Source organism: Streptomyces sp. 2323.1 (genome assembly GCF_900221035.1).
In the GTDB taxonomy this organism is placed as follows: Bacteria; Actinomycetota; Actinomycetes; order Streptomycetales; family Streptomycetaceae; genus Streptomyces; species Streptomyces sioyaensis.
This window is the reverse complement of sequence record NZ_LT907981.1, coordinates 3,905,719-3,925,009: the sequence shown is the minus strand read 5'-3', so window position 1 is coordinate 3,925,009 and position 19,291 is coordinate 3,905,719. Positions and strand designations below refer to the sequence as shown.

14 protein-coding genes and 1 pseudogene are annotated in these 19,291 nt (G+C 72.3%); 8 read left to right on the top strand and 7 right to left on the bottom strand.

The window, feature by feature from the left end; translation table 11 throughout:
* The first annotated feature begins 1 nt into the window (after position 1).
* The 3 genes from cydB (at position 2) to CPH93_RS16635 (ending at position 6,523) form a co-directional block, all read left to right on the top strand.
* Positions 2–1,003 carry a cytochrome d ubiquinol oxidase subunit II gene (cydB, locus tag CPH93_RS16645; RefSeq protein ID WP_096213320.1) on the top strand — a complete coding sequence of 334 codons (1,002 nt, stop codon included), beginning with the start codon at positions 2–4 and terminating at the stop codon, positions 1,001–1,003.
* Positions 1,004–1,042: 39 nt separating this feature from the next.
* On the top strand, positions 1,043–4,696 hold the full coding sequence (gene cydD, locus CPH93_RS16640) for a thiol reductant ABC exporter subunit CydD (protein WP_096213319.1): 3,654 nt from the start codon (positions 1,043–1,045) through the stop codon (positions 4,694–4,696).
* Between the two features lie 147 nt (positions 4,697–4,843).
* On the top strand, positions 4,844–6,523 hold the full coding sequence (locus CPH93_RS16635; RefSeq protein WP_093484209.1) for a sensor histidine kinase: 1,680 nt from the start codon (positions 4,844–4,846) through the stop codon (positions 6,521–6,523).
* Between the two features lie 17 nt (positions 6,524–6,540).
* Here the strand turns inward: CPH93_RS16635 and CPH93_RS16630 are convergent, their stop codons facing one another.
* Positions 6,541–7,476 (bottom strand): HAD hydrolase family protein, encoded by a 936-nt coding sequence (locus tag CPH93_RS16630; protein ID WP_093484210.1) that lies wholly within the window; start codon positions 7,474–7,476, stop codon positions 6,541–6,543.
* Positions 7,477–7,624: 148 nt separating this feature from the next.
* Between CPH93_RS16630 and CPH93_RS16625 the strand changes: the two genes are divergently transcribed.
* The 3 genes from CPH93_RS16625 to pspAB all read left to right on the top strand — a co-directional run bounded on the left by CPH93_RS16625 (position 7,625) and on the right by pspAB (position 10,267).
* The gene (locus CPH93_RS16625) at positions 7,625–8,527 is read left to right on the top strand and encodes an LLM class flavin-dependent oxidoreductase (RefSeq protein ID WP_093484211.1); all 903 of its coding nucleotides are present in this window, start codon (positions 7,625–7,627) and stop codon (positions 8,525–8,527) included.
* A 236-nt stretch (positions 8,528–8,763) separates the two neighbouring features.
* Positions 8,764–9,663, top strand: coding sequence for a zinc metalloprotease HtpX (gene htpX, locus CPH93_RS16620; RefSeq protein WP_093484212.1), 900 nt, complete (start codon positions 8,764–8,766; stop codon positions 9,661–9,663).
* Positions 9,664–9,703: 40 nt separating this feature from the next.
* On the top strand, positions 9,704–10,267 hold the full coding sequence (pspAB, locus tag CPH93_RS16615; RefSeq protein WP_093484213.1) for a PspA-associated protein PspAB: 564 nt from the start codon (positions 9,704–9,706) through the stop codon (positions 10,265–10,267).
* Between the two features lie 111 nt (positions 10,268–10,378).
* Here the strand turns inward: pspAB and CPH93_RS16610 are convergent, their stop codons facing one another.
* Together CPH93_RS16610 and CPH93_RS16605 are read right to left on the bottom strand one after the other, a co-directional pair.
* The gene (locus CPH93_RS16610; protein WP_096213318.1) at positions 10,379–10,921 is read right to left on the bottom strand and encodes an RNA 2'-phosphotransferase; all 543 of its coding nucleotides are present in this window, start codon (positions 10,919–10,921) and stop codon (positions 10,379–10,381) included.
* Positions 10,922–11,117: 196 nt separating this feature from the next.
* Positions 11,118–11,714, bottom strand: coding sequence for a PadR family transcriptional regulator (locus CPH93_RS16605; protein ID WP_096213317.1), 597 nt, complete (start codon positions 11,712–11,714; stop codon positions 11,118–11,120).
* 137 nt (positions 11,715–11,851) lie between these two features.
* Between CPH93_RS16605 and CPH93_RS16600 the strand changes: the two genes are divergently transcribed.
* Both CPH93_RS16600 and CPH93_RS16595 read left to right on the top strand, forming a co-directional pair.
* Positions 11,852–12,442, top strand: a complete 591-nt coding sequence (locus CPH93_RS16600) for a hypothetical protein (RefSeq protein ID WP_093484216.1) — start codon at positions 11,852–11,854, stop codon at positions 12,440–12,442.
* Positions 12,439–13,787, top strand: a pseudogene (locus CPH93_RS16595) (carotenoid oxygenase family protein). The gene CPH93_RS16600 and the pseudogene CPH93_RS16595 overlap by 4 nt, the downstream one beginning before the upstream one ends.
* Before the next feature lie 124 nt (positions 13,788–13,911).
* Here the strand turns inward: CPH93_RS16595 and CPH93_RS16590 are convergent.
* The 4 genes from CPH93_RS16590 to CPH93_RS16570 form a co-directional block, all read right to left on the bottom strand.
* Positions 13,912–15,066 (bottom strand): MerR family transcriptional regulator, encoded by a 1,155-nt coding sequence (locus tag CPH93_RS16590; RefSeq protein ID WP_096213316.1) that lies wholly within the window; start codon positions 15,064–15,066, stop codon positions 13,912–13,914.
* A 29-nt stretch (positions 15,067–15,095) separates the two neighbouring features.
* Complete coding sequence (locus CPH93_RS16585) at positions 15,096–16,025, bottom strand: metal-dependent hydrolase (protein WP_096213315.1); 930 nt, start codon at positions 16,023–16,025, stop codon at positions 15,096–15,098.
* 211 nt (positions 16,026–16,236) lie between these two features.
* Complete coding sequence (locus CPH93_RS16580; protein WP_096215474.1) at positions 16,237–17,988, bottom strand: SDR family oxidoreductase; 1,752 nt, start codon at positions 17,986–17,988, stop codon at positions 16,237–16,239.
* Between the two features lie 248 nt (positions 17,989–18,236).
* Positions 18,237–19,103 (bottom strand): M24 family metallopeptidase, encoded by an 867-nt coding sequence (locus tag CPH93_RS16570; RefSeq protein ID WP_096213314.1) that lies wholly within the window; start codon positions 19,101–19,103, stop codon positions 18,237–18,239.
* Positions 19,104–19,291 lie beyond the last annotated feature (188 nt).

Below are 19,291 nucleotides of genomic sequence, written 5' to 3'. Positions count from 1 at the left end.
CGTGCAACTCCACGACGTCTGGTTCGTCCTCATCGCCTTCCTCTGGGTCGGGTACTTCTTCCTCGAAGGGTTCGACTTCGGGATCGGCGTCCTCACCAAGCTCCTCGCCCGCGACCGGCGCGAGCGGCGCGTACTGATCAACACCATCGGGCCGGTCTGGGACGGCAACGAGGTCTGGCTGCTCAGCGCGGCCGGCGGGACCTTCGCGGCCTTCCCCGACTGGTACGCCACCCTGTTCTCCGGGTTCTATCTGCCGGTGCTGCTGATCCTCGTCTGTCTGATCCTGCGCGGTGTCGCCTTCGAGTACCGCGTCAAGCGGCCCGAGGAGCGCTGGCAGCGCAACTGGGAGCACGCGATCTTCTGGACCTCGCTGCTGCCCGCGGTGCTGTGGGGCGTCATCTTCGGCAACATCGTGCACGGCGTGAAGATCAATGCCCACAAGGAGTACGTCGGCAGTCTGCTCGACCTCTTCCAGCCCTACGCGCTCCTCGGCGGTCTGGTCACGCTGACGCTGTTCACCTTCCACGGTGCGGTGTTCGCTTCGCTCAAGACCGTCGGCGACATCCGGGAGCGGGCGCGCCGGACGGCGACCGTCGTCGGGCTGACCGCCGCGGTGCTGGTGACCGGTTTCCTGGGCTGGACGCAGGCCGACAAGGGCGACAGCACCAGCCTGGTCGTCCTGGCGGTCGCGGTGCTCGCGCTGGTCGCGGCGCTGGGAGCCAACCGGCTGGGGCGCGAGGGCTGGGCCTTCGTGTTCTCCGGCGTCACGATCGTGGCCGCGGTCTCGATGCTGTTCCTGACGCTCTTCCCGAACGTCATGCCGTCCACGCTGAACGAGAGCTGGAGCCTCACGGTCAGCAATGCCTCGTCCAGCCCGTACACCCTGAAGATCATGACCTGGGGCGCCGGGTTCGCCGCGCCCCTCGTGATGCTCTACCAGGGGTGGACGTACTGGGTCTTCCGCAAGCGCATCGGCACCCAGCACCTCGCCGATGCCCACTAGCCGAGCAGCCGCCCCTCGGGGCGGCCTCGGCAGGAGGGAATGTTTCACGTGAAACCCGTCGACCCGCGCCTGCTTCGTTACGCCCGCGCCACCCGTGGCTTCCTCATCGCGGTGGTGGTGCTCGGGCTTGCCGGAGCGGGCCTGGTCGTCGGCCAGGCGATGCTGATCGCCGAGATCGTGGTCGGCGCCTTCCAGCACGGTCTCGGTCCCGGCGGCCTGACCACACCGCTGGTCCTGCTCGCCGCGGTCTCGGTCGGACGCGGACTGGTCTCCTGGCTCACCGAGTTGGCCGCCCACCGCGCCGGTGCGGCGGTCAAGTCCGAGCTGCGGATGCGGCTGGTCGAGCGGGCCGCGCGGCTGGGCCCCACCCTCCCCCAGCTACCGCGGGGAGGTGCCCCCGGCCCGGCCACCGCGTCCGAGGGAGCGTCGCGCGGTGCCGACTGGCGCACCGGTGAACTCACCACCCTCGCCACCCGCGGTATCGACGCCCTGGACGACTACTTCGCGCGCTATCTGCCGCAGCTGGGGCTGGCGGTCGTGGTCCCGGTGGCGGTGCTCGCGCGGATCGTCACCGGCGACTGGATCTCGGCACTCACCATCGTGCTCACCCTGCCGCTGATCCCGCTGTTCATGGTCCTGATCGGCTGGGCCACCCAGTCGCGGATGGACCGCCAGTGGCGGCTGCTCGCCCGGCTGTCGGGTCACTTCCTGGACGTCGTGGAGGGGCTGCCCACCCTCAAGGTCTTCGGCCGGGCCAAGGCCCAGGCCGCCTCCATCCGGGCCATCACCGGTGCTTACCGCCGGGCGACGCTGCGCACGCTGCGGATCGCCTTTCTCTCCTCCTTCGCCCTCGAACTCCTCGCCACCATCTCCGTCGCGCTGGTCGCGGTCGGCATCGGCATGCGCCTGGTGAAGGGCGAACTCGACCTCTACACCGGCCTGATGGTGCTGGTCCTGGCCCCCGAGGCGTATCTGCCGCTGCGGCAGGTCGGCGCGCAGTACCACGCCGCGGCCGAGGGGCTGGCGGCCGCGGAAGAGATCTTCGCGGTCCTGGAGACGCCGCTGCCGGTGCCCGGCACCGCACCCGCGCCCGGGGGCACCGCGCTGGCCGTCGAGAACCTGGTCGTCCGGCACCCCGGGCGGAGCGCCGCCTCGCTCCCCGCGACCTCGTTCGAGGTCCGGCCCGGCGAGACCGTCGCGCTGGTCGGGCCCTCCGGCGCCGGTAAGTCCACGCTGCTGAGCGTGCTGCTCGGCTTCACCGAACCGGCCGCGGGCCGGGCCCTCGTCGACGGACGGGACATCACGTCCCTGGACCCCGAGAGCTGGCGGCAGCGGATCGCCTGGGTGCCGCAGCAGCCGCATCTGTTCGCCGGCAGCATCGCCGAGAACGTACGGCTGGCGCGGCCGGACGCGGATGACGCCGCGGTGCGCACCGCCCTGGCCGACGCGGATGCGCTGGACTTCGTCGACGCGCTCCCGGACGGGATGGCGACCCGGCTCGGCGAGTCCGGTGCCGGGCTCTCCGCCGGACAGCGTCAGCGTCTCGCGCTCGCCCGCGCCTTCCTCGCCGACCGCCCGATCCTGCTGCTGGACGAGCCCACCGCGAATCTGGACGGCGCGACCGAGGAGGCGATCGTGGCCGCGGTCCGCCGGCTCGCGGCCGGCCGTACGGTCCTGCTCGTCGTCCACCGGCCGGCGCTGCTGGCGGTGGCGGACCGGGTGGTGCGGCTGCCGGACCCGGCGGCACCGGCAGCGGGCGCGGAGCCGGCCGGCGCCGGGGAGGCGGGGCCGCGCACCGGCGCCGGAACGGAAGCGGCGGTGCGCCCGGAAGCGGCGGTGATCCCCGCTCCCCGGGACCCGGACGCCACCGAGGCCGCGGTGGAGGAGACGGCGGGCACCACCCCCGGCCCCGCCCGCGGTGCGGCGCTCGCCCGGCTGCGTGGGACGGCCCGCGCCCGCCGGGCACGGCTGGGGCTGGCGCTGCTGCTGGGGAGCCTCGCGCTGGGCAGTGCGGTGGGCCTGATGGCGACCTCCGGCTGGCTGATCTCGCGCGCGGCACAGCAGCCGCCGGTGCTGTATCTGCTGGTGGCGGTGACCGCGACCCGGGCGTTCGGCATCGGGCGGGCGGTCTTCCGGTACGCCGAGCGGCTGGTCGCCCATGACGCGGTGTTCCGGATGCTCGCCGACGTACGCGTCGCCGTCTTCCAGCGGCTGGAGCGGCTGGCGCCGGCCGGGCTCTCGGGCCGCCGCCGCGGTGATCTGCTGTCGCGGCTGGTGGCCGACGTCGATGCGGTGCAGGACTACTTCCTGCGCTGGCTGCTGCCGGTAGGGGCGGCGGTGCTGGTCGGCGCGGGCACGGTCGGCTTCACCGGATGGCTGCTGCCCGAGGCGGGGGCGATCCTCGCCGCCGGGCTGCTGCTCGCGGGGGTGGGCGTACCGGTGCTCTCGGGTGCCCTGGCCCGGCGGGCGGAGCGTCAGCTGGCGCCGGCGCGGGGGCGGCTCGCCACCCGGGTCGTCGAGGTGCTCACCGGCACCGCCGAGCTGACGGTGGCCGGCGCGCTCACGGCCCGTACGGAAGCGGTGCGGCGCGCGGACCGGGACCTGACCGCGCTCGCCTCCCGCTCGGCCGCCGTGGCCGGGACCGGCGCCGGGCTGTCGGCGCTGCTGTGCGGGCTGACCACCGCCGCGGCGGCGGTCGCCGGCGTCCAGGCGGTGCACGCGGGCCGGCTGGACGGGGTGCTGCTGGCGGTCGTCGTGCTCACCCCGCTCGCCGCGTTCGAGGCGGTCACGGGGCTGCCGCTCGCGGTGCAGTACCGCCGGCGCACCCGGCACGCCGCCGAGCGGGTCTTCGATGTGCTGGACGCCCCGGCGCCGGTGCGCGAGCCGGCCTCCCCGGCCGCCGCTCCCGCGACGCCCTTTCCGCTGGTGGTACGGGATCTGACCGCGCGCCATCCGGGCCAGGACCGGCCGGCGCTGGACGGGGTCGGCTTCACCTTGCGGGCCGGGCAGCGGCTCGCCGTCGTCGGCGCGTCCGGCTCCGGCAAGACCACGCTGGCGCAGGTGCTGCTGCGCTTCCTGGACCAGGAGTCGGGGACGTACACACTGGCCGGCACCGGGGCCCGGGAGGCCGATGGCGATGCGGTCCGGCGGCTGGTGGGGCTGTGTGCGCAGGACGCGCACCTCTTCGACAGCTCGTTGCGGGAGAACCTCCGGCTCGCCCGCCGGGACCGCGAGACCCCGGACGGCGCCGACCAGGACCTGTGGGACGCGCTCGGCCGGGCGCGGCTCGCGGACTGGGTGCGGGGGCTGCCCGACGGTCTGGACACCATGGTCGGTGAGCACGGTGCCCGGCTGTCCGGCGGCCAGCGGCAGCGGCTGGCCCTGGCGCGTGCGCTGCTCGCGGACTTCCCGGTGCTCGTCCTGGACGAGCCCGCCGAGCACCTTGATCTGGCCACTGCCGACGCGCTGACCGCCGATCTGCTGGCGGCGACCGAGGGCCGTACGACGGTGTTGATCACCCATCGGCTCACCGGTCTCGACGCGGTCGACGAGGTGCTGGTGCTGGACGGCGGGCGGATCGTGCAGCGCGGGAGCCCGGCCGAGCTGGCCGCGGCCGAGGGCCCGTTCCGGCGGATGCGGGAGCGCGAACGGGCCGTGGAGGCGGCGTACGGGGCGGCACAGCCGGTGGCATAGGACACGGTCCGCGGAGTTCATCCCATACGTGGACTTTCCTCGGAAAACAGCCGTTATTAGGCTCATGGCATGGCAGCCACGGCAGAACCACCACTCCCGGACCCGGGGGACCTCGGGGTCGGTGGCACGGGTGCGGCCCCCGACCCCATGGACGCCGCCACCGAGGCCACGCGCAGCCTGCAGGGACTGTCACCCGAGCTGACCGCGCGGGTGCCGCAGCTGCTGGAGGCGATGCGGACGGTCGGGGCGGGGCTCGATCTGCATGTCACCCTCGAGCGGATCGTGGCGACCGCCGCCGAGCTCGCCGACGCCCGCTATGCCGCAATCGGGATCATCGACGAGACCCGCACGGGGCTCTCGGACTTCGTCACGTACGGCGTGACCACGCAGCAGCACGAGCAGATCGGCAAACTGCCCGACGGCCACAAGGGTCTGCTCGGCGCGCTCATCCACGATCCCCGGCCGCTGCGCCTGGGCAACCTCACCGAGGACGCCCGCTCGGCCGGGTTCCCGCCCGGGCACCCGTCGATGCGCACGTTCCTCGGGGTGCCGATCCGGGTGCAGGGCGAGGTCTTCGGCAACCTCTATCTGACCGAGAAGCGCGGCGGCGCGGAGTTCAGCGAGGAGGACCTGCACATGGTGCGGGTGCTGGCGACCGAGGCCGGTATCGCGATCGGCAATGCCCGGCTGCATGCGGCAACCCGGCAGCGGGAACGGTGGATCGACGGTTCCGTGGCCGTGACCACCGAACTCCTCGCCGGCAGCGATGTCGACGATGCCCTTGCGGTGGTCGCCGAGCAGGCCCGGAAGCTGGCGGACTCGGCGGCCGGCATCGTGCTGCTGCCCGATGACGAAGGCGGGCTGGAGATCGTCGCGGTATCGGCGGACGACCCCGCAGGGATCATGGGGACGCAGATCCCGAACGACAGCCCGGTGGTCGAGCAACTCCTCACCGGGGAACCGGTGTTCGTGGAGGACTCGGCCAGCGACCCGCGCATGGTCACGGACATCGCGCAGCGCTTCGGCCCCAGCATGATGCTGCCGCTCAAGAGCGGCGGACGGGTGCTCGGCACCCTCGCGACCCCGCGGAGCCGCGGCGCCCGCCCGTTCACCGCCGCCGAGCGGACGCTGGCCACCCAGTTCGCGGCGCAGGCCGCGCTGGCGCTGGTGCTGGCCGACGCCCAGCGCGACCGCGAGCGGCTGGCCGTCTACGAGGACCGCGACCGGATCGCCCGTGACCTGCACGACCTCGTCATCCAACGGCTGTTTGCGACCGGCATGATCCTGGAGAGCGCCCAGCGCAGAACGATCGTGCCGGACGTGGCGCTGGGCGTCGGCAAGGCGGTCGACGAGCTGGACGTCACGATCCAGGAGATCCGTACCGCGATCTTCGCCCTGCAGCAGGGCCCGGCCGAGGCACCGTCGGGGCTGCGGACCCGGGTCCTGCGCGAGATCGGCACCGCCGCCGTACCGCTCGGCTTCCAGCCCTCGGCCAGCTTCGTCGGGCCGGTCGACTCCCGGGTCGGCGAGCTGACCGGCAAGAACCTGATCGCCGCGCTGCGCGAGGCGCTGTCGAACGCCTTCCGGCACGCCGAGGCTTCCCGGATCGAGGTCGTCGTCGACGCCACGATCAGGCTGCCGGACGGCACCGACGGCGTCCGGCTGACCGTCGCCGACGACGGCATCGGCATCCCGGACAGCGGCCGCCGCAGCGGCCTGAAGAACCTCGCCAAGCGTGCGGAGTCGCTGGGCGGGTGCAGCACCTACGGGCCGGGGGTGGGCAAGGACGGCACGGGGACGACGGTGCGGTGGGAGGCGCCGCTGTGAGGCGGCGCGGGGTGCGCTCAGCGCTGCCGGTGGCTGGCCTGGAGGATCCGCTCGATGACGACCGCGACGCCGTCGTCGTTGTTGGACGCGGTGCGGTGCATCGTGGCGGCCAGCACATCCGGGTGGGCGTTGGCCATCGCGTACGCGGTGCCGGCCCAGGTCAGCATCTCTATGTCGTTCGGCATGTCCCCGAAGGCGACGACCTCCTCCGGCGCGATGCCGCGCTCCGCACAGCAGTGGGCGAGGGTGCCCGCCTTGCTGACGCCGGACCCGCTGATCTCCAGGAGGGCGGTCGGGCTGGACCGGGTGAAGGAGGCGAGCCCGCCCGCGACCGTACGGGCCAGCGCGAGAAAGGCGTCGGGGTCCAGCTCGGGGTGGTGCGCGAGCAGCTTGATCACCGGCTGGTCCGGGAAGGCGGGGGCTTCGGGGGCACCGGCCGGGTCGTCCGGCAGGGACGTATCCGGGCCCAGCGGGGTGACGAAGTCCTCGGCGAGCAGCTTCTCCGCCGGTGCGACGACCGCGGCCGGGTCCAGGAGGAGGGGCGGGTACTGCGGCTCGTAGTGGATGCCGCCGGTGCGTTCGACCGCGAACGAGGTACCGGGCGCGGCGCCGCGCAGTGCCTCCACGACGGCCAGCGCGACGGTCCGCTCCAGGGGGCTGACCTCGACGATCCGGCCGCCGCGGTGCAGATCGACGACGGCCGCGCCGTTCGCGCAGATCGCCAGGCCGTGTCCGTGCACATGGTCGCTGACCACGCCCATCCAGCGGGCCGGGCGGCCGGTGACGAAGAACACCTCGATGCCGGCCCGCTCCGCGGCGGCGAGCGCGGCGATCGTCCGGTCGGAGACCGTCTTGTCGTCGTGCAGCAGCGTGCCGTCGAGGTCGGTGGCGATCAGCCGGGGCGCAACGGCCGTATCGAGGCCCCGGGATGGCGTGGCGGAGGCATCAGTCACGGGGCCATCTTCCCGTACTGCCGTGCACAGGAGTGCGGTGGGTTGCGCGCATGAGCCCCGGTGTCGGCCGCCGTGGGGCGCCGTAGAGGACCGCACCGCCGCCGCAGCGGATGGTCCGCCGCCTCCGGACGGCCGTACGCTCGGGGGCATGCGACTGAGCACCGTGATACTCCCTGTCCGCCGTTGGTCCGAAGGCGGGCGGGAGGTGTGGCAGCGCGCCGAGGAACTGGGTTTCCACGCCGCGTACACCTATGACCACCTCTCGTGGCGGAGCTTCCGCGACCAGGCCTGGTTCGGCGCCCTGCCGACGCTGACCGCGGCCGCGGCCGCCACCTCCCGGCTGCGCCTGGGCACCCTCGTCACCTCGCCGAACTTCCGGCACCCGGTCACCCTCGCCAAGGAACTGATCTCCCTGGACGACATCAGCGGCGGCCGGATCACCCTGGGCATCGGCGCCGGCGGCAACGGCTTCGACGCCACCGCACTGGGCCAGGACCCCTGGGAGCCGCGGGAACGGGCCGACCGTTTCGCCGAGTTCGTCGGGCTGCTGGACCGGATGCTGACCCAGGACGTCGTCTCCTACCGGGGCGAGCACTACTCCGCGCACGAGGTGCGCAACATCCCCGGCTGTGTGCAGCGGCCGCGGCTGCCGTTCGCGGTGGCGGCCACCGGGCCGCGCGGGCTGAAGCTGGCGGCCCGGTACGGCCAGGCCTGGGTGACGACGGGCGATCCCAAGGTCTCCAACGGGGGCGGTACGCCCGACGAGTCGCGCGAGGCGATCCGCGGGCAGCTCGAACGGCTCGGGAAGGCCTGCGCCGACCAGGGCCGGGACCTCGCCGAGCTGCGGAAGATCATGCTGACCGGCTTCACCCCGGACCGCCCGCTGGACTCCGTGGACGCCTTCGTCGACTTCGCCGGACGCCATGCCGAGCTGGGCATCGACGAGCTGGTCCTGCACTGGCCGATCGCCGATTCGGTCTTCGAGGCCGATCCCGCGGTCTTCGAGCGGATCGCCACGGAGGGGCTGGCGCAGCTGGGGCCGGCCCGGTAGACGGGGAGCTGGGGCGGCCGGCAGACGGGGCCTCTATTGGAGCCGGCCCGCCCCTCGGCGTACGGGGACGGGCCGCTCCGACGCGCCCGGTGGTCTCCTGGCCCGGGCTTTACTCCGCATATAGCTGCGAAGAGGGAGAATCGGGGCAGCGGCGCAGTGCGGTACGCGGCGCGCGGTGCGAAGACGGCGCGCGAGCGGGTCGGCCCACTGCGCGAAATGCGGCGTGTGGAGGAGCCATGGCACAGACCCGATTCGCCCCGGACCGCGGGCTGACCTCACGCATGGTCACGACGATGTTCTTCATCGGACTGCTGTACGTGGTGGTCGTCGGCGTGCTGGTGGTGCTGCTCAAGGGCGCCTGGGTGGTGGTGTTGCTGATCGCCGGTGCCCTGTTCGTCGCGCAGTTCTGGTACAGCGACCGGATCGCGGCGTTCAGTATGGGGGCCCGTGAGGTCACGCCGGAGCAGGCGCCCGAACTGCATGGCGCCGTCGACCGGCTGTGTGCGCTGGCCGATATGCCCAAGCCCCGGGTCGCGATCGCCGAGTCGGATGTGCCGAACGCGTTCGCCACCGGCCGCAACCAGAAGAATTCGATGGTCTGCGCCACGACCGGGCTGCTCCGGCGGCTGGAGCCGGAGGAGCTGGAGGGCGTGCTGGCCCATGAGCTCTCGCATGTCGCGCACCGCGATGTCGCGGTGATGACCATCGCCTCGTTCCTCGGCGTGCTGGCCGGGATCATCACCCGCGCCGCCCTGTGGAGCGGGGTCGGCCGCAACAACCGTGACCAGAACGCGGCCATCGCGGTGCTCATCGTCACCGCCGTCAGCGTGGCCGTCTACGCGATCAGCTTCCTGCTGACCCGGCTGCTGTCCCGTTACCGCGAGCTGTCCGCCGACCGGGCCGCCGCACTGCTGACCGGCCGCCCGTCGGCGCTGGCCGCCGCGCTGACCAAGGTCACCGGCCAGATCGCGCGGATCCCGACCGAAGACCTGCGCAAGGCGCAGCCGTTCAACGCCTTCTACTTCGCCCCGGCGTTCAACAAGGAGAGCTTCAGCCGGCTGCTGTCCTCGCACCCGACGCTGGAACAGCGGCTGGACCAGCTGGGCCGGATCGCGACGGAGCTGGGACGGCCGTGACGCACGATGCCGCCCGTAACGAGTAAGGAGTACCTCGCGCATGGGATTTCTGGACGCCCTCCTCGGCCGCAGCAAGCCGGTACGACCCGACCTCGACCAGCTCTTCGCGCTGCCGTCCGCGGCGGTGACGCTCCAGGCCGCGGCCGGATTTGAGCCCACCGGCCTGGGGTCGGTGTGTTTCGCGAGCGTCGAGGGCGGGGCGTTCTCGCGCATCCAGGAGGACGCACGGTCCCTGCTGGACGGCTCGGTGGAGTTCTCCCAGGACGCGTACGGCTACTCGTGGCTGCTCGCGCGGCATCCGGCGGAGGACGTGGCGGGCCTGGTCAATGACCTGCACGCGGTCAACACCTCGCTGGAGGAGGCGGGTTTCGGCCCGCAGCTGCTGTGTTCGCTGATCGGCTTCCGCGATGAACGGCAGCGGCCGCTGGCGCTGGTCTACCTCTACAAGCGCGGCACGTTCTACCCCTTCGCCCCCAAGCCGGGCGCCGGCGAGAAGCGCGACAACCCGCTCGAACTGCAGGTGCGGGCGATGCTCGGGAACGATCTGACGATCGAGCAGGACCTGTCGCGGTGGTTTCCGGTGTGGGGGGCGCCGGGGCTCTGAGCTGGGGCGGGGTGGCGGGATCACGGGGGTGCGGGCTTACGGGGGCGGGCTTATGGGTGTGTGGGCTTCGGCCCCGGGTGGCGGTGGGAGCCTCCCGGCTCCACCGGGGGCTCAGTCCGGGAAGCGGAGGTACGCGGCCGGTACCCGGTCGGTGAGCCACACGCCGTTGGCGCTGACCTGGAAAACATGGCCCGCCCGGTGCATCGCGGCCGCATCGACGGTCAGCACCACGGGCCTGCCGCGCCGCGCGCCCACTCGGGTCGCGGTCTCCCGGTCGGGCGAGAGATGGACGGCGTGCCGCGACATCGGCCGCAGTCCCTCGGCCCGGATGGCGGCCAGCCGGCGGCCCACCGTGCCGTGGAAGAGCCGGTCGGGCGGTACGGCCGGCGCCAGATCGAGCTCGATCCGCACGGAGTGGCCCTGGTTCGCACGGATCCGGTCGCCCTCGATGGCGTAGCGCTGCTTGTCGTTGCCGGCGACCACCTGCTCCAACTCCGCCCGGGAGAACCGGAATCCATGCTGTGCGGCCGCCGTCATGAGCGCGTCCACGGGCACCCAGCCCTGGGCGTCGAGGGTGATGCCGATCCGTTCCGGTGCATGGCGCAGATGCTTCGCCAGGTACTTCGAGAGGCGCACGGAGCGCTGGCTGTCCATGCCTCCAGGGTGCCGCGCGGCGTGTCCGGCGGCATCTGAATTGCGAGTCGGACGGGATGGGGGCGGGTGGACCACCGGGGCGGCGGCCAGGTGGCCCGGCGGCACGGCGGCCGTCGGGTCCGGCGGACGGCCGTTGTGCGTCAGTCCCTTCGGGCCGGGCTTCGTCGGGTGGCCGGCTTTCCTCGCGGGGTCGGCCTTACTCCTGCGGTCGGCTCTCCGCCTGCGGACCGGCTTCCTCGTGCTGCCGCCGCGCAAGTTCGCTCGCTTTTCTCGCCTTTGCGCTGTTCACTTCTTCGGCCGCCCATCGCGCCCACTCCTCCTGGGTCGCCGACATCCGCAGGCCGTACTCCAGCGCGATCCGTCCGTAGACCGAAATCATTTCCTCGTCCCACTGGGCGGTCTCTTCGAGGTGCTCCAGCTCGGCGCGGGTGCGCGCGGCGCGCTCGGCCTGATGCAGGAGGTACGTCTGCGCCTCCAGCGGCGTGACGATGCCGAGGAAGAAGGTGCGCAGCAGGCCGTCATGGCGCTGCTGTCCCGTGGGCTCGACCTCGATGAGCCAGTGGCGCAGCTCCGCCAGGCCGTCATCGGTGATCGCGTACTCCTTGCGGCCGCGGGGGCCGTGGGCGGCGACCTCGACGAGACCGGCGGTCGTGAGCTTGGTGAGCTCGCCGTACACCTGACTCTGTGTGGCCGGCCAGACATTCGAGAGCGACACGTTGAACAGCTTCATCAGGTCGTAGCCGCTCGCCGGGGATTCGGCCAGCAGGCCCAGCACGGCATGTTTCAGGCTCATGGTCCTGACTTTACCTTCCACTGTTGACATGTCAAAGGTGGAGCTTCTATGTTCGACATGTCGAGATTGGAATGTGCCGCGAGGCGGCGGCTCGTCGGTGCGTCGAGTGCCGACGGGTGCGGTGACGAGGGGGAACCATGAACTATCTGCGGAGCTTCATTCCTTGGCTGGTCTTCGCGGGGGTGTCCTCGGCCGGCTGGCAGTGGGGTGCGCTCGCCGGTCTGGTGAGTGCCGTCGTGCTGCTCCTCACCGACCGTGCGGCGGGCCTCGCGCTCGACTACCGACTCCTGGAGTACGGCACGCTCGTGTTCTTCGCAGCCCTCGGAATGCTGGCCTTCCTCCAGCCCGACAGCGGCCTCAAGAGCTACGGCAGCGCCCTCTCGATGGGCTGGCTGGCGCTGATCGCCTGGGTGTCGATAGCCGTGCGGCGGCCCTTCACGCTGGGGATCGCGCGCCGGATGGCTCCGCCGGAGGTCTGGGAGACTCCGCTGTTCCGCCGTATCAATGTCGTGCTCACCGCCGCCTGGGCGCTGTCCTTCACTCTCACCGCGATCGCCCAGACCGTCGTCTCCGCCCTTGGGTGGAGCGTGGCCCTCTCGATCCTCATCCAGATCGCCGGATTCATCCTTCCCGCCCGCTTCACCGCCGCCTATCCGGAACGGGCCCGGGCCCGCTTCATGCAGGAGTCCGGCACGCGGGCCGACATCCAGGGAGGCCTGGCCTCATGACCACCACATCCCCGACCACCGCATCCGCATCCGACGCTCCCGCACCGCACATGGCCGGCAACTTCGCCCCGGTGACGGATGAGCTGACCGCCTACGACCTCCCGGTCACGGGCACGATCCCGCCCGAGCTCACCGGCTGGTTCCTGCGCAACGGCCCCAACCCGCGGGACGCCGCCAGCCCGCACTGGTTCTTCGGCGACGGCATGGTCCACGGCCTGCGTCTGGAGGGCGGCCGGGCGGTCTCCTACCGCAACCGCTGGGTGCGCACCTCCACCTTCACCGAGGGCGCGCCGGCGGTGGACGCACAGGGCCGCCGGAATCTGGCGGCGGGCGTGGCCAACACCCATGTCGTCCGCCATGCCGGACGCACCCTCGCCCTGGTCGAGCGTCCTTCCCCTACGAGATCGACTGCCGCCCCGGCCATGAGCTGGAGACCAACGGCGCCTATGACTTCGGGGGCCGGCTCACCACCGCCATGACCGCCCACCCCAAGACCTGCCCGGTGACGGGTGAGCTGCACTTCTTCGGATACGGCGGCCCCACCCCGCCCTATCTCACCTACCACCGTGCCGATGCCTCAGGGGAGTTGGTGCTCAGCCGCCCCATCGATGTTCCGGGGCCGACGATGATGCACGACTTCCATCTCACCGCGAGCCATGTCGTCTTCATGGACCTCCCGGTGGTCTTCGACCGCAGCCACCCTGGCATGCCGTACCGCTGGGACCCGGAGTACGGTGCCCGGCTCGGTGTGCTGCGCCGCGACGATCCCCATGGCGAGGTTCGTTGGCTGCCCATCGACCCCTGCTATGTCTTCCATGCCCTGAACGCTCACGACGAGGGCGACCAGCGCATCGTTCTCCATGTGGCCCGCTACGCCGAATTCGGCGGCGCGAGCCCGGCCCATCTCTGGCGCTGGACGATCGATCTCGCCACCGGCACCGTCGCCGAGGAACAACTCGACGACCGCTTCTGTGAGTTCCCCAGGGTGGATGACCGCCAAGCCGGGCAACCGGCCCACTTCGGTCACGCCACCACCGCAGAGCTGCCGGGCAGCGGCCCGATACCCGGCGCCCTGCTCCGCTACGACCTGCGGACGGGTGCGGTCGTCCGGCACGACTTCGGTCCGGGGCGCACTCCGGGCGAGGCGGTCTTCGCCCCGGCCGATGACCGCCCGGGAGGGCCCGGCTGGCTGATCACCTATGTCTACGACGCGTCCACCGACTCCAGCGATCTCGTCGTACTCGACACGGAGGACATATCCGCCGACCCGGTCGCCACGGTCCATCTCCCCCAGCGAGTGCCCTACGGATTCCATGGCAACTGGCTTCCGGATCCTGCCAGTTGACGCCACTGAAGGCTGCGGTGGGGCCGCGCCTGCCTGAACTTTGACAACTCAAAAGGGATACGACGGGCTGGGCGGGATGCGGGCGGTACGGGAGCGCGGCCGGGGCTCTTGCTGCGGGCGGGGTTCAGGGCCGCCGGTCCGGGTGGCCCTGGTCGTCCTCCTCGGCGGACAGGCCGTCCGCCCGGCGGCCGCCGGCCGTACTGGCCGCCGCGCCCGCCGGTGCATGCCTGCTTCCACCCGCCGATGCGGGCCCGGTTTCGCCCGACGGTGCGGGCCTGCTTCCGCATGCCGGTTCGGACCCGCTTCCACCCGCCGCCAGGGCGTCCATCGTGCGGGCCTGGACCTCCCGATGTGCGGCGGCGGCGATGAAGGCGGCTGCGTTCTCCGGGCCCACCAGAGCCCGTACGGCCCGTACGGCGTCGGCGGGGAGCAGCACCTCCTCGCAAACTGCCGCCGGACCGGTCTCGGGACGGGGGTCCGAGACCGGCTCGACGGCTGCCACCACTTCGGACGGCCTTCGCGTCTCCGCGGGCCGGGCGTCGCTGAGGTGATGGCGCAGGTACCGGGTGGCCAGGGTGCGCATGGCGCGGGCGAGTTCGGCGTCGATGGTCTGCTGGGCGAGGGGGCGCAGCCGGCGTACCAGGGCGGCGGCCTCCGCTGCCTCGGCCCCGGTGGGCGGATGGTCCAGGAACGGCTGGAAGACGTGCTCGGTGGTGAAGTCCAGGAAGCGGGCGGCGATGTGCTCGACCTGGCCGCGCACCTCCCGCAGATGACCGGAGATCGCCCGGAGCGGGACGCCGGCCGAGTGCAGTTCGGCGGCGACGGCGAGTTCCTGCGGGCTGGGGACCAGGAACTCGTCGTCCCGGCCGGGGACCCGTTCCAGGACGCCCAGTGCGACCGCCTCGGCGATCGCCGTCTCGTCGGAGGTGCCCCCGAAGGCGGCGTCCAGTTCGGCGCGGGAGAGGTGGGAGGGCTCCTCGTCGGTCCACGGCCCGTCGATCTCGGCGACCAGGCCCAGAACCCCGCCGAGGTCGAGGCCCGCGTCCCAGGCCTGGAGGAGTTCCTTGATGCTGGCCAGGGTGTAGCCGCGGTCGAGCAGACCGGCTATCTGGCGCAGCCGGGTCAGATGGGCCTCGCCGTAGACATTGGCCCGGCCCCGGCGTTCCGGGCGGGGGAGCAGCCCGCGGTCCTGATAGGCACGGATGGTGCGGACCGTGGCGCCGCTGAGGTGAGCCAGGTCCTCGATGCGATATTCGGCCGGCGGCGGCTGCTCGGTCACTACGGTTGCTCCTCACCCATGGCCGCGCGTTACGAGAGGGCCGCTCGGCCCACCGCACCCGCCGCGGCCCGCGCGGCCGGGGAGGACGCCAGATAGGCGACGGCCGTGCGCAGCGACCCTTCCTGCGAGGGATGGTACGACCGCCGCAGATACCGCGGTATCGCCGCTCCCAGCTCACGCCAGGTGGGCAGCAGCCCTTTGCGGACGGCCTGGTTGTGGGCGCGCAGGGAGTAGCGGGAGCGGGCGGCGAGCTGCGGGTCGTGCCGCAGGAGGTAGGCCGCGCCCCAGCCCCAGAGGTAGAGCAGCACGGGGGCGGTCACGGCCATGCCCAGGGCACGGCGGAGATAACGACCGGGGTCCTCACCGCCGGTGTGCTGGTACATGTCGAAGGCGACCGCGCGGTGCTCGACCTCCTCGGCACCGTGCCAGCGCAGCAGGTCGAGCATGACCGGGTCGGGTCCGGCGCGGTCGAGGCCCTCGGCGTCCAGCACCCAGTCGCCGAGCACCGCGGTGAACTGCTCGATGGCGGCAATCAGGGAGAGCCGGAAGCGCAGCCACTCCTGGCCGGTGACCGGGATGCCGAAGGGCGGCTGCTCGCCCAGGAGGCGGGCGAAGAGGAAGTCGATGCGCCGGGTGTAAGGAGTGGTGTCCAGGCCCTGGTGGGCCAGGTGGTCGAGCACGGTGGAGTGCTGGACGCTGTGGGTGGCCTCCTGGCCCATGAAGCCCTTGACGTCCGTGCGGAGTTGCGCGTCGCGGACCAGCGGCAGGGCTTCCTTGAAGACCTTGACGAACCATCGTTCGCCGGCGGGCAGCAGCAGATGCAGCACATTGATGACGTGGGTGGCGGTGGGCTCGTCCGGTATCCACAGCAGGGGTGTGGCGTGCCAGTCGAACGAGACCCGGCGAGGCGCGATCGGGTGGGGCTCCTGGAGGTGCGACGGGAGGTGCGGGGTGCTCATGCGCGGCTCCTGAGGTGCGCGGTTCTCCGGTTCTGGGCGGGGTGCCGGGGCGCCAGGGCCCCGGCACGGGCGGAAGCTGCTCCGGCCGGCCCGGGAGGCGTGCCGTGTGCGGCGGATCCCCGACGGGTGCCAGGCCGGCGGATACCCGACTGGCGCCCGGCCGGCGGATCCCCGACGGGTGCCCGGCGCTCCAGCCGGGTCCCGTATGGCGCTACAGCCGGGGCTCGTAGCGGGCAAAGGCGCGCAGTACGCGCGGGGCGAAGCGGGACAGCAGACGGGCGCCGCGTGCTTCGGGGGTGACCGGCACCACCGCCTGGTTGTGGACCACCGCACGCAGGATGGCGTCGGCGACCTTCTCCGGCGGGTAGTTGCGCATCCGGTACCTCCGTGCGGCGGAGTCCTGGCGGCGCTTCTCCTCCTCGGCCGGGACTCCGGTGAAGCGGGCGGTGTTCGTGATGGCATTGTTGACCAGCCCGGGGCAGATGGCTGTGACGCCGATTCCCTGCTCTGCCAGTTCGGCGCGCAGACACTCGCTGAGCATCAGGACGGCCGCCTTGGAGGTGCTGTAGGCGGGCAGCAGCTTCGACGGCAGGAAGGCGGCGGCCGAGGCGGTGTTGACGATGTGGCCGCCCTGCCCGCGGTCCGCCATCCGCCTGCCGAAGATCCGGCAGCCGTGGATGACCCCCCAGAGGTTGACGTCCAGGACCTTCTTCCAGTCCTCGGTGGTGGTCTGCAGGAAGGAACCGGCCAGCCCGATGCCGGCGTTGTTCACCAGCACATCGACGGTGCCGTACTCCGCGTCGACCCGGTCGGCCAGCTTCTCCATCGCCGTCTCGTCCGCGACATCGACCACCTCCGCCCAGGCCTCGGGTGCGCCGATCAGCCGGGACATGTCCGCGGTCCGTGCCGCGCCCTCGGCGTCCCGGTCGACGGCGATGATCCGCGCGCCGGCCTCCGCGAAGGCGAACGCGGTCGCCCGGCCGATGCCGCTGGCCGCGCCGGTCACCAGCACCAGCTGCCCGCCGAACCGGTCGGCGTGCGGGCCGGACGTCACGACCCGCTTCGCCGGATCACCCTCTTCCTTGGCGGTGACGAACCCACCGATCCAGGAGACGAGCTGGTCGGGGCGCGTGCGCGGGACCCAGTGCTTGGCCGGGAGGGTGCGGCGCACCAGCTGGGGCGCCCACTCCTCCAGGTCGTCATAGAGCCGCTCGGAGAGGAAGGCGTCGCCGGTTGGGGTGATCAGCTGGACCGGGCAGTGCGCATAGGCGTCGCTGCGCGGGCGGCGGAGCCGGGGGAGCACATTGTCGCGGTAGAGCCAGGCGCCGTGAGCCGCATCCCTCGGCAGCGAGGCGGTGGGGTAGTCCCCGCCCGGCACCTTCTCCATCCGCTCCAGGATCCGCGGCCAGTGCTTGCCGAGCGGGCCCCTCCACGCCAGCTCGGGCAGCACGGGGGTGTGCAGCATGCCGACGTACCAGGACTTGGCGCTCTGATGGAGCAGTTGGGCGGCGCGCCGGGGGGTGGGGCGCGTCATCCGCTTCTTGATCCAGTGGCCGAAGTGGTCCAGGGAGGGGCCCGACAGGGAGGTGAAGGAGGCGATCCGGCCCTCCGTACGCCGCACGGTGGCGAACTCCCAGCCCTGTACGGAGCCCCAGTCGTGGCCGACGAGATGGACCGGGCGGCCGGGGCTGACGGCGTCGGCGACGGCCAGGAAGTCGTCCGTCAGCTTTTCCAGGGTGAAGCCGCCCCGCAGCGGCCGTGGGGCGGTGGACCGGCCGCAGCCCCGGACGTCGTAGAGCACCACATGGAAGCGGTCGGCCAGGCCGCGGGCGACCTCGGACCACACCTCCTTGCTGTCGGGATAGCCGTGCACCAGCAGCACCGTGGGTTGTTCCGCATCCCCCAGCTCCGCGACACACAGCTCGATCCCGCCGGTCCGCACCCAACGCTCCCGCGCCCCCACGATCCCGGCCCCGGCCCCGGTCCCGTCGCCCGCATCATCCCCGGCCCCGGCCCCGGCCCCGGCCCTGCCCCCGGCTCCGGTCCCGTCGCCCGCACCGGCCAAGCCCCCGGCCCCGTCCCCCTGGCTCAACCCCTGCCCCCAGGCCGCCGCCCGTCGCCCGCCCCACTTTCCCCGCCCATTCCCCTGTTCCTGCCCATGCCCCTGCTCCCGCCCAGGTCCATCCCCCTGCTCCCCTCCACGTTCCCTGTTCACGCCGCCTTCTCCTCCCGCCCGCGCCGCACATGCGGCAGATCGTCGTCCAGCCAAAAGGCGCTCTCCTGCGGGTCCCGCGAGTCCGTGACGACCAGGATTTCCTCGAACTTCGCGCCCGTACCCCGGAATCCGAGGTGGGGTTCGACCGCCCACAGCCCCGGCGCCGGCGGGTGGTCGGAGAAGGTGTACGGGCTCCACAGCGGGGACCAGCCGGCACGGTGGCCGCGCAGCGCATCGGAGGCGAGGCCCTTGAGGGCGTGGATGCCGAACCCGAAGAGGGTGGGCGACCAGCGGCGCTGCCCGACCCGGTCGATCTTGTGCGCGATCACGCCGAAGGGGTAGGCACGGTGGCGGTTGGCATAGCCCTGCCGCACCATCAGCCGGTCGACGTCCTCGTAGATCTCCCGCAGCGACCGCCGCTCGCGCACCTCGCGCAGGATCAGCTCCCGATGTGCTCCGAGATCGGCGAGCAGCCGGTCGTGCACGGGGTTGAGGCCCAGACAGCCCGAGTAGCCGATATCGGCGGTGAATCCCCGGTGGACCGGTGCCATGTCGAGGATGAAGGGCATCCCGGGATCCAGCGCACGATTGGTGGGGAAGAACTGCAGCGGCACGCGGAAGTTGACGAAGGCGGTGCGGTCGCCGAACCACGCGAACGGCAGATGGAACCAGTCCCGTACGCCGCGCTCGCGCAGCCACTCGCGCTGCATCCGCGCCGCCGTCCGCTCGGTGACCCCGGGCCTGAGCTGTGCGGCCACCGCCTCCGCGCAGGCATAGGCGAGCCGCTGGACCTCTCTGAACCCCCTTAGCCCGGCGCTGAGTTCTCCGGCTCCTGGTGAGGTCGCTGTGGTGCCTGAGGCCATCGCCAACCGTCCCGTCCCTGAGCAGTGCATCGCGGTACGTGCTCGTAACTTGACACCGATGAATGTGACAATGACCGGCGGCTGCGTCAAGAGGGGGCGGGCGCACGGTCCCCGCGCCCCTGAGGCCGGGGCAGCTCACAGAAGGAGACCCCTACGGGCACGTACTACCGCAGGGGGAGGAACATCCC

What these genes read in the sequence shown, in the direction of transcription:
- CPH93_RS16570 (WP_096213314.1), bottom strand. Translation starts at nt 19,103, where the DNA reads ATGGCCTCAGGCACCACAGCGACCTCACCAGGAGCCGGAGAACTCAGC.
- CPH93_RS16625 (WP_093484211.1), top strand. Translation starts at nt 7,625, where the DNA reads ATGCGACTGAGCACCGTGATACTCCCTGTCCGCCGTTGGTCCGAAGGC.
- cydD (WP_096213319.1), top strand. Translation starts at nt 1,043, where the DNA reads ATGTTTCACGTGAAACCCGTCGACCCGCGCCTGCTTCGTTACGCCCGC.
- pspAB (WP_093484213.1), top strand. Translation starts at nt 9,704, where the DNA reads ATGGGATTTCTGGACGCCCTCCTCGGCCGCAGCAAGCCGGTACGACCC.
- CPH93_RS16605 (WP_096213317.1), bottom strand. Translation starts at nt 11,714, where the DNA reads ATGAGCCTGAAACATGCCGTGCTGGGCCTGCTGGCCGAATCCCCGGCG.
- CPH93_RS16635 (WP_093484209.1), top strand. Translation starts at nt 4,844, where the DNA reads ATGGACGCCGCCACCGAGGCCACGCGCAGCCTGCAGGGACTGTCACCC.
- htpX (WP_093484212.1), top strand. Translation starts at nt 8,764, where the DNA reads ATGGCACAGACCCGATTCGCCCCGGACCGCGGGCTGACCTCACGCATG.
- CPH93_RS16585 (WP_096213315.1), bottom strand. Translation starts at nt 16,025, where the DNA reads ATGAGCACCCCGCACCTCCCGTCGCACCTCCAGGAGCCCCACCCGATC.
- CPH93_RS16600 (WP_093484216.1), top strand. Translation starts at nt 11,852, where the DNA reads ATGAACTATCTGCGGAGCTTCATTCCTTGGCTGGTCTTCGCGGGGGTG.
- CPH93_RS16610 (WP_096213318.1), bottom strand. Translation starts at nt 10,921, where the DNA reads ATGGACAGCCAGCGCTCCGTGCGCCTCTCGAAGTACCTGGCGAAGCAT.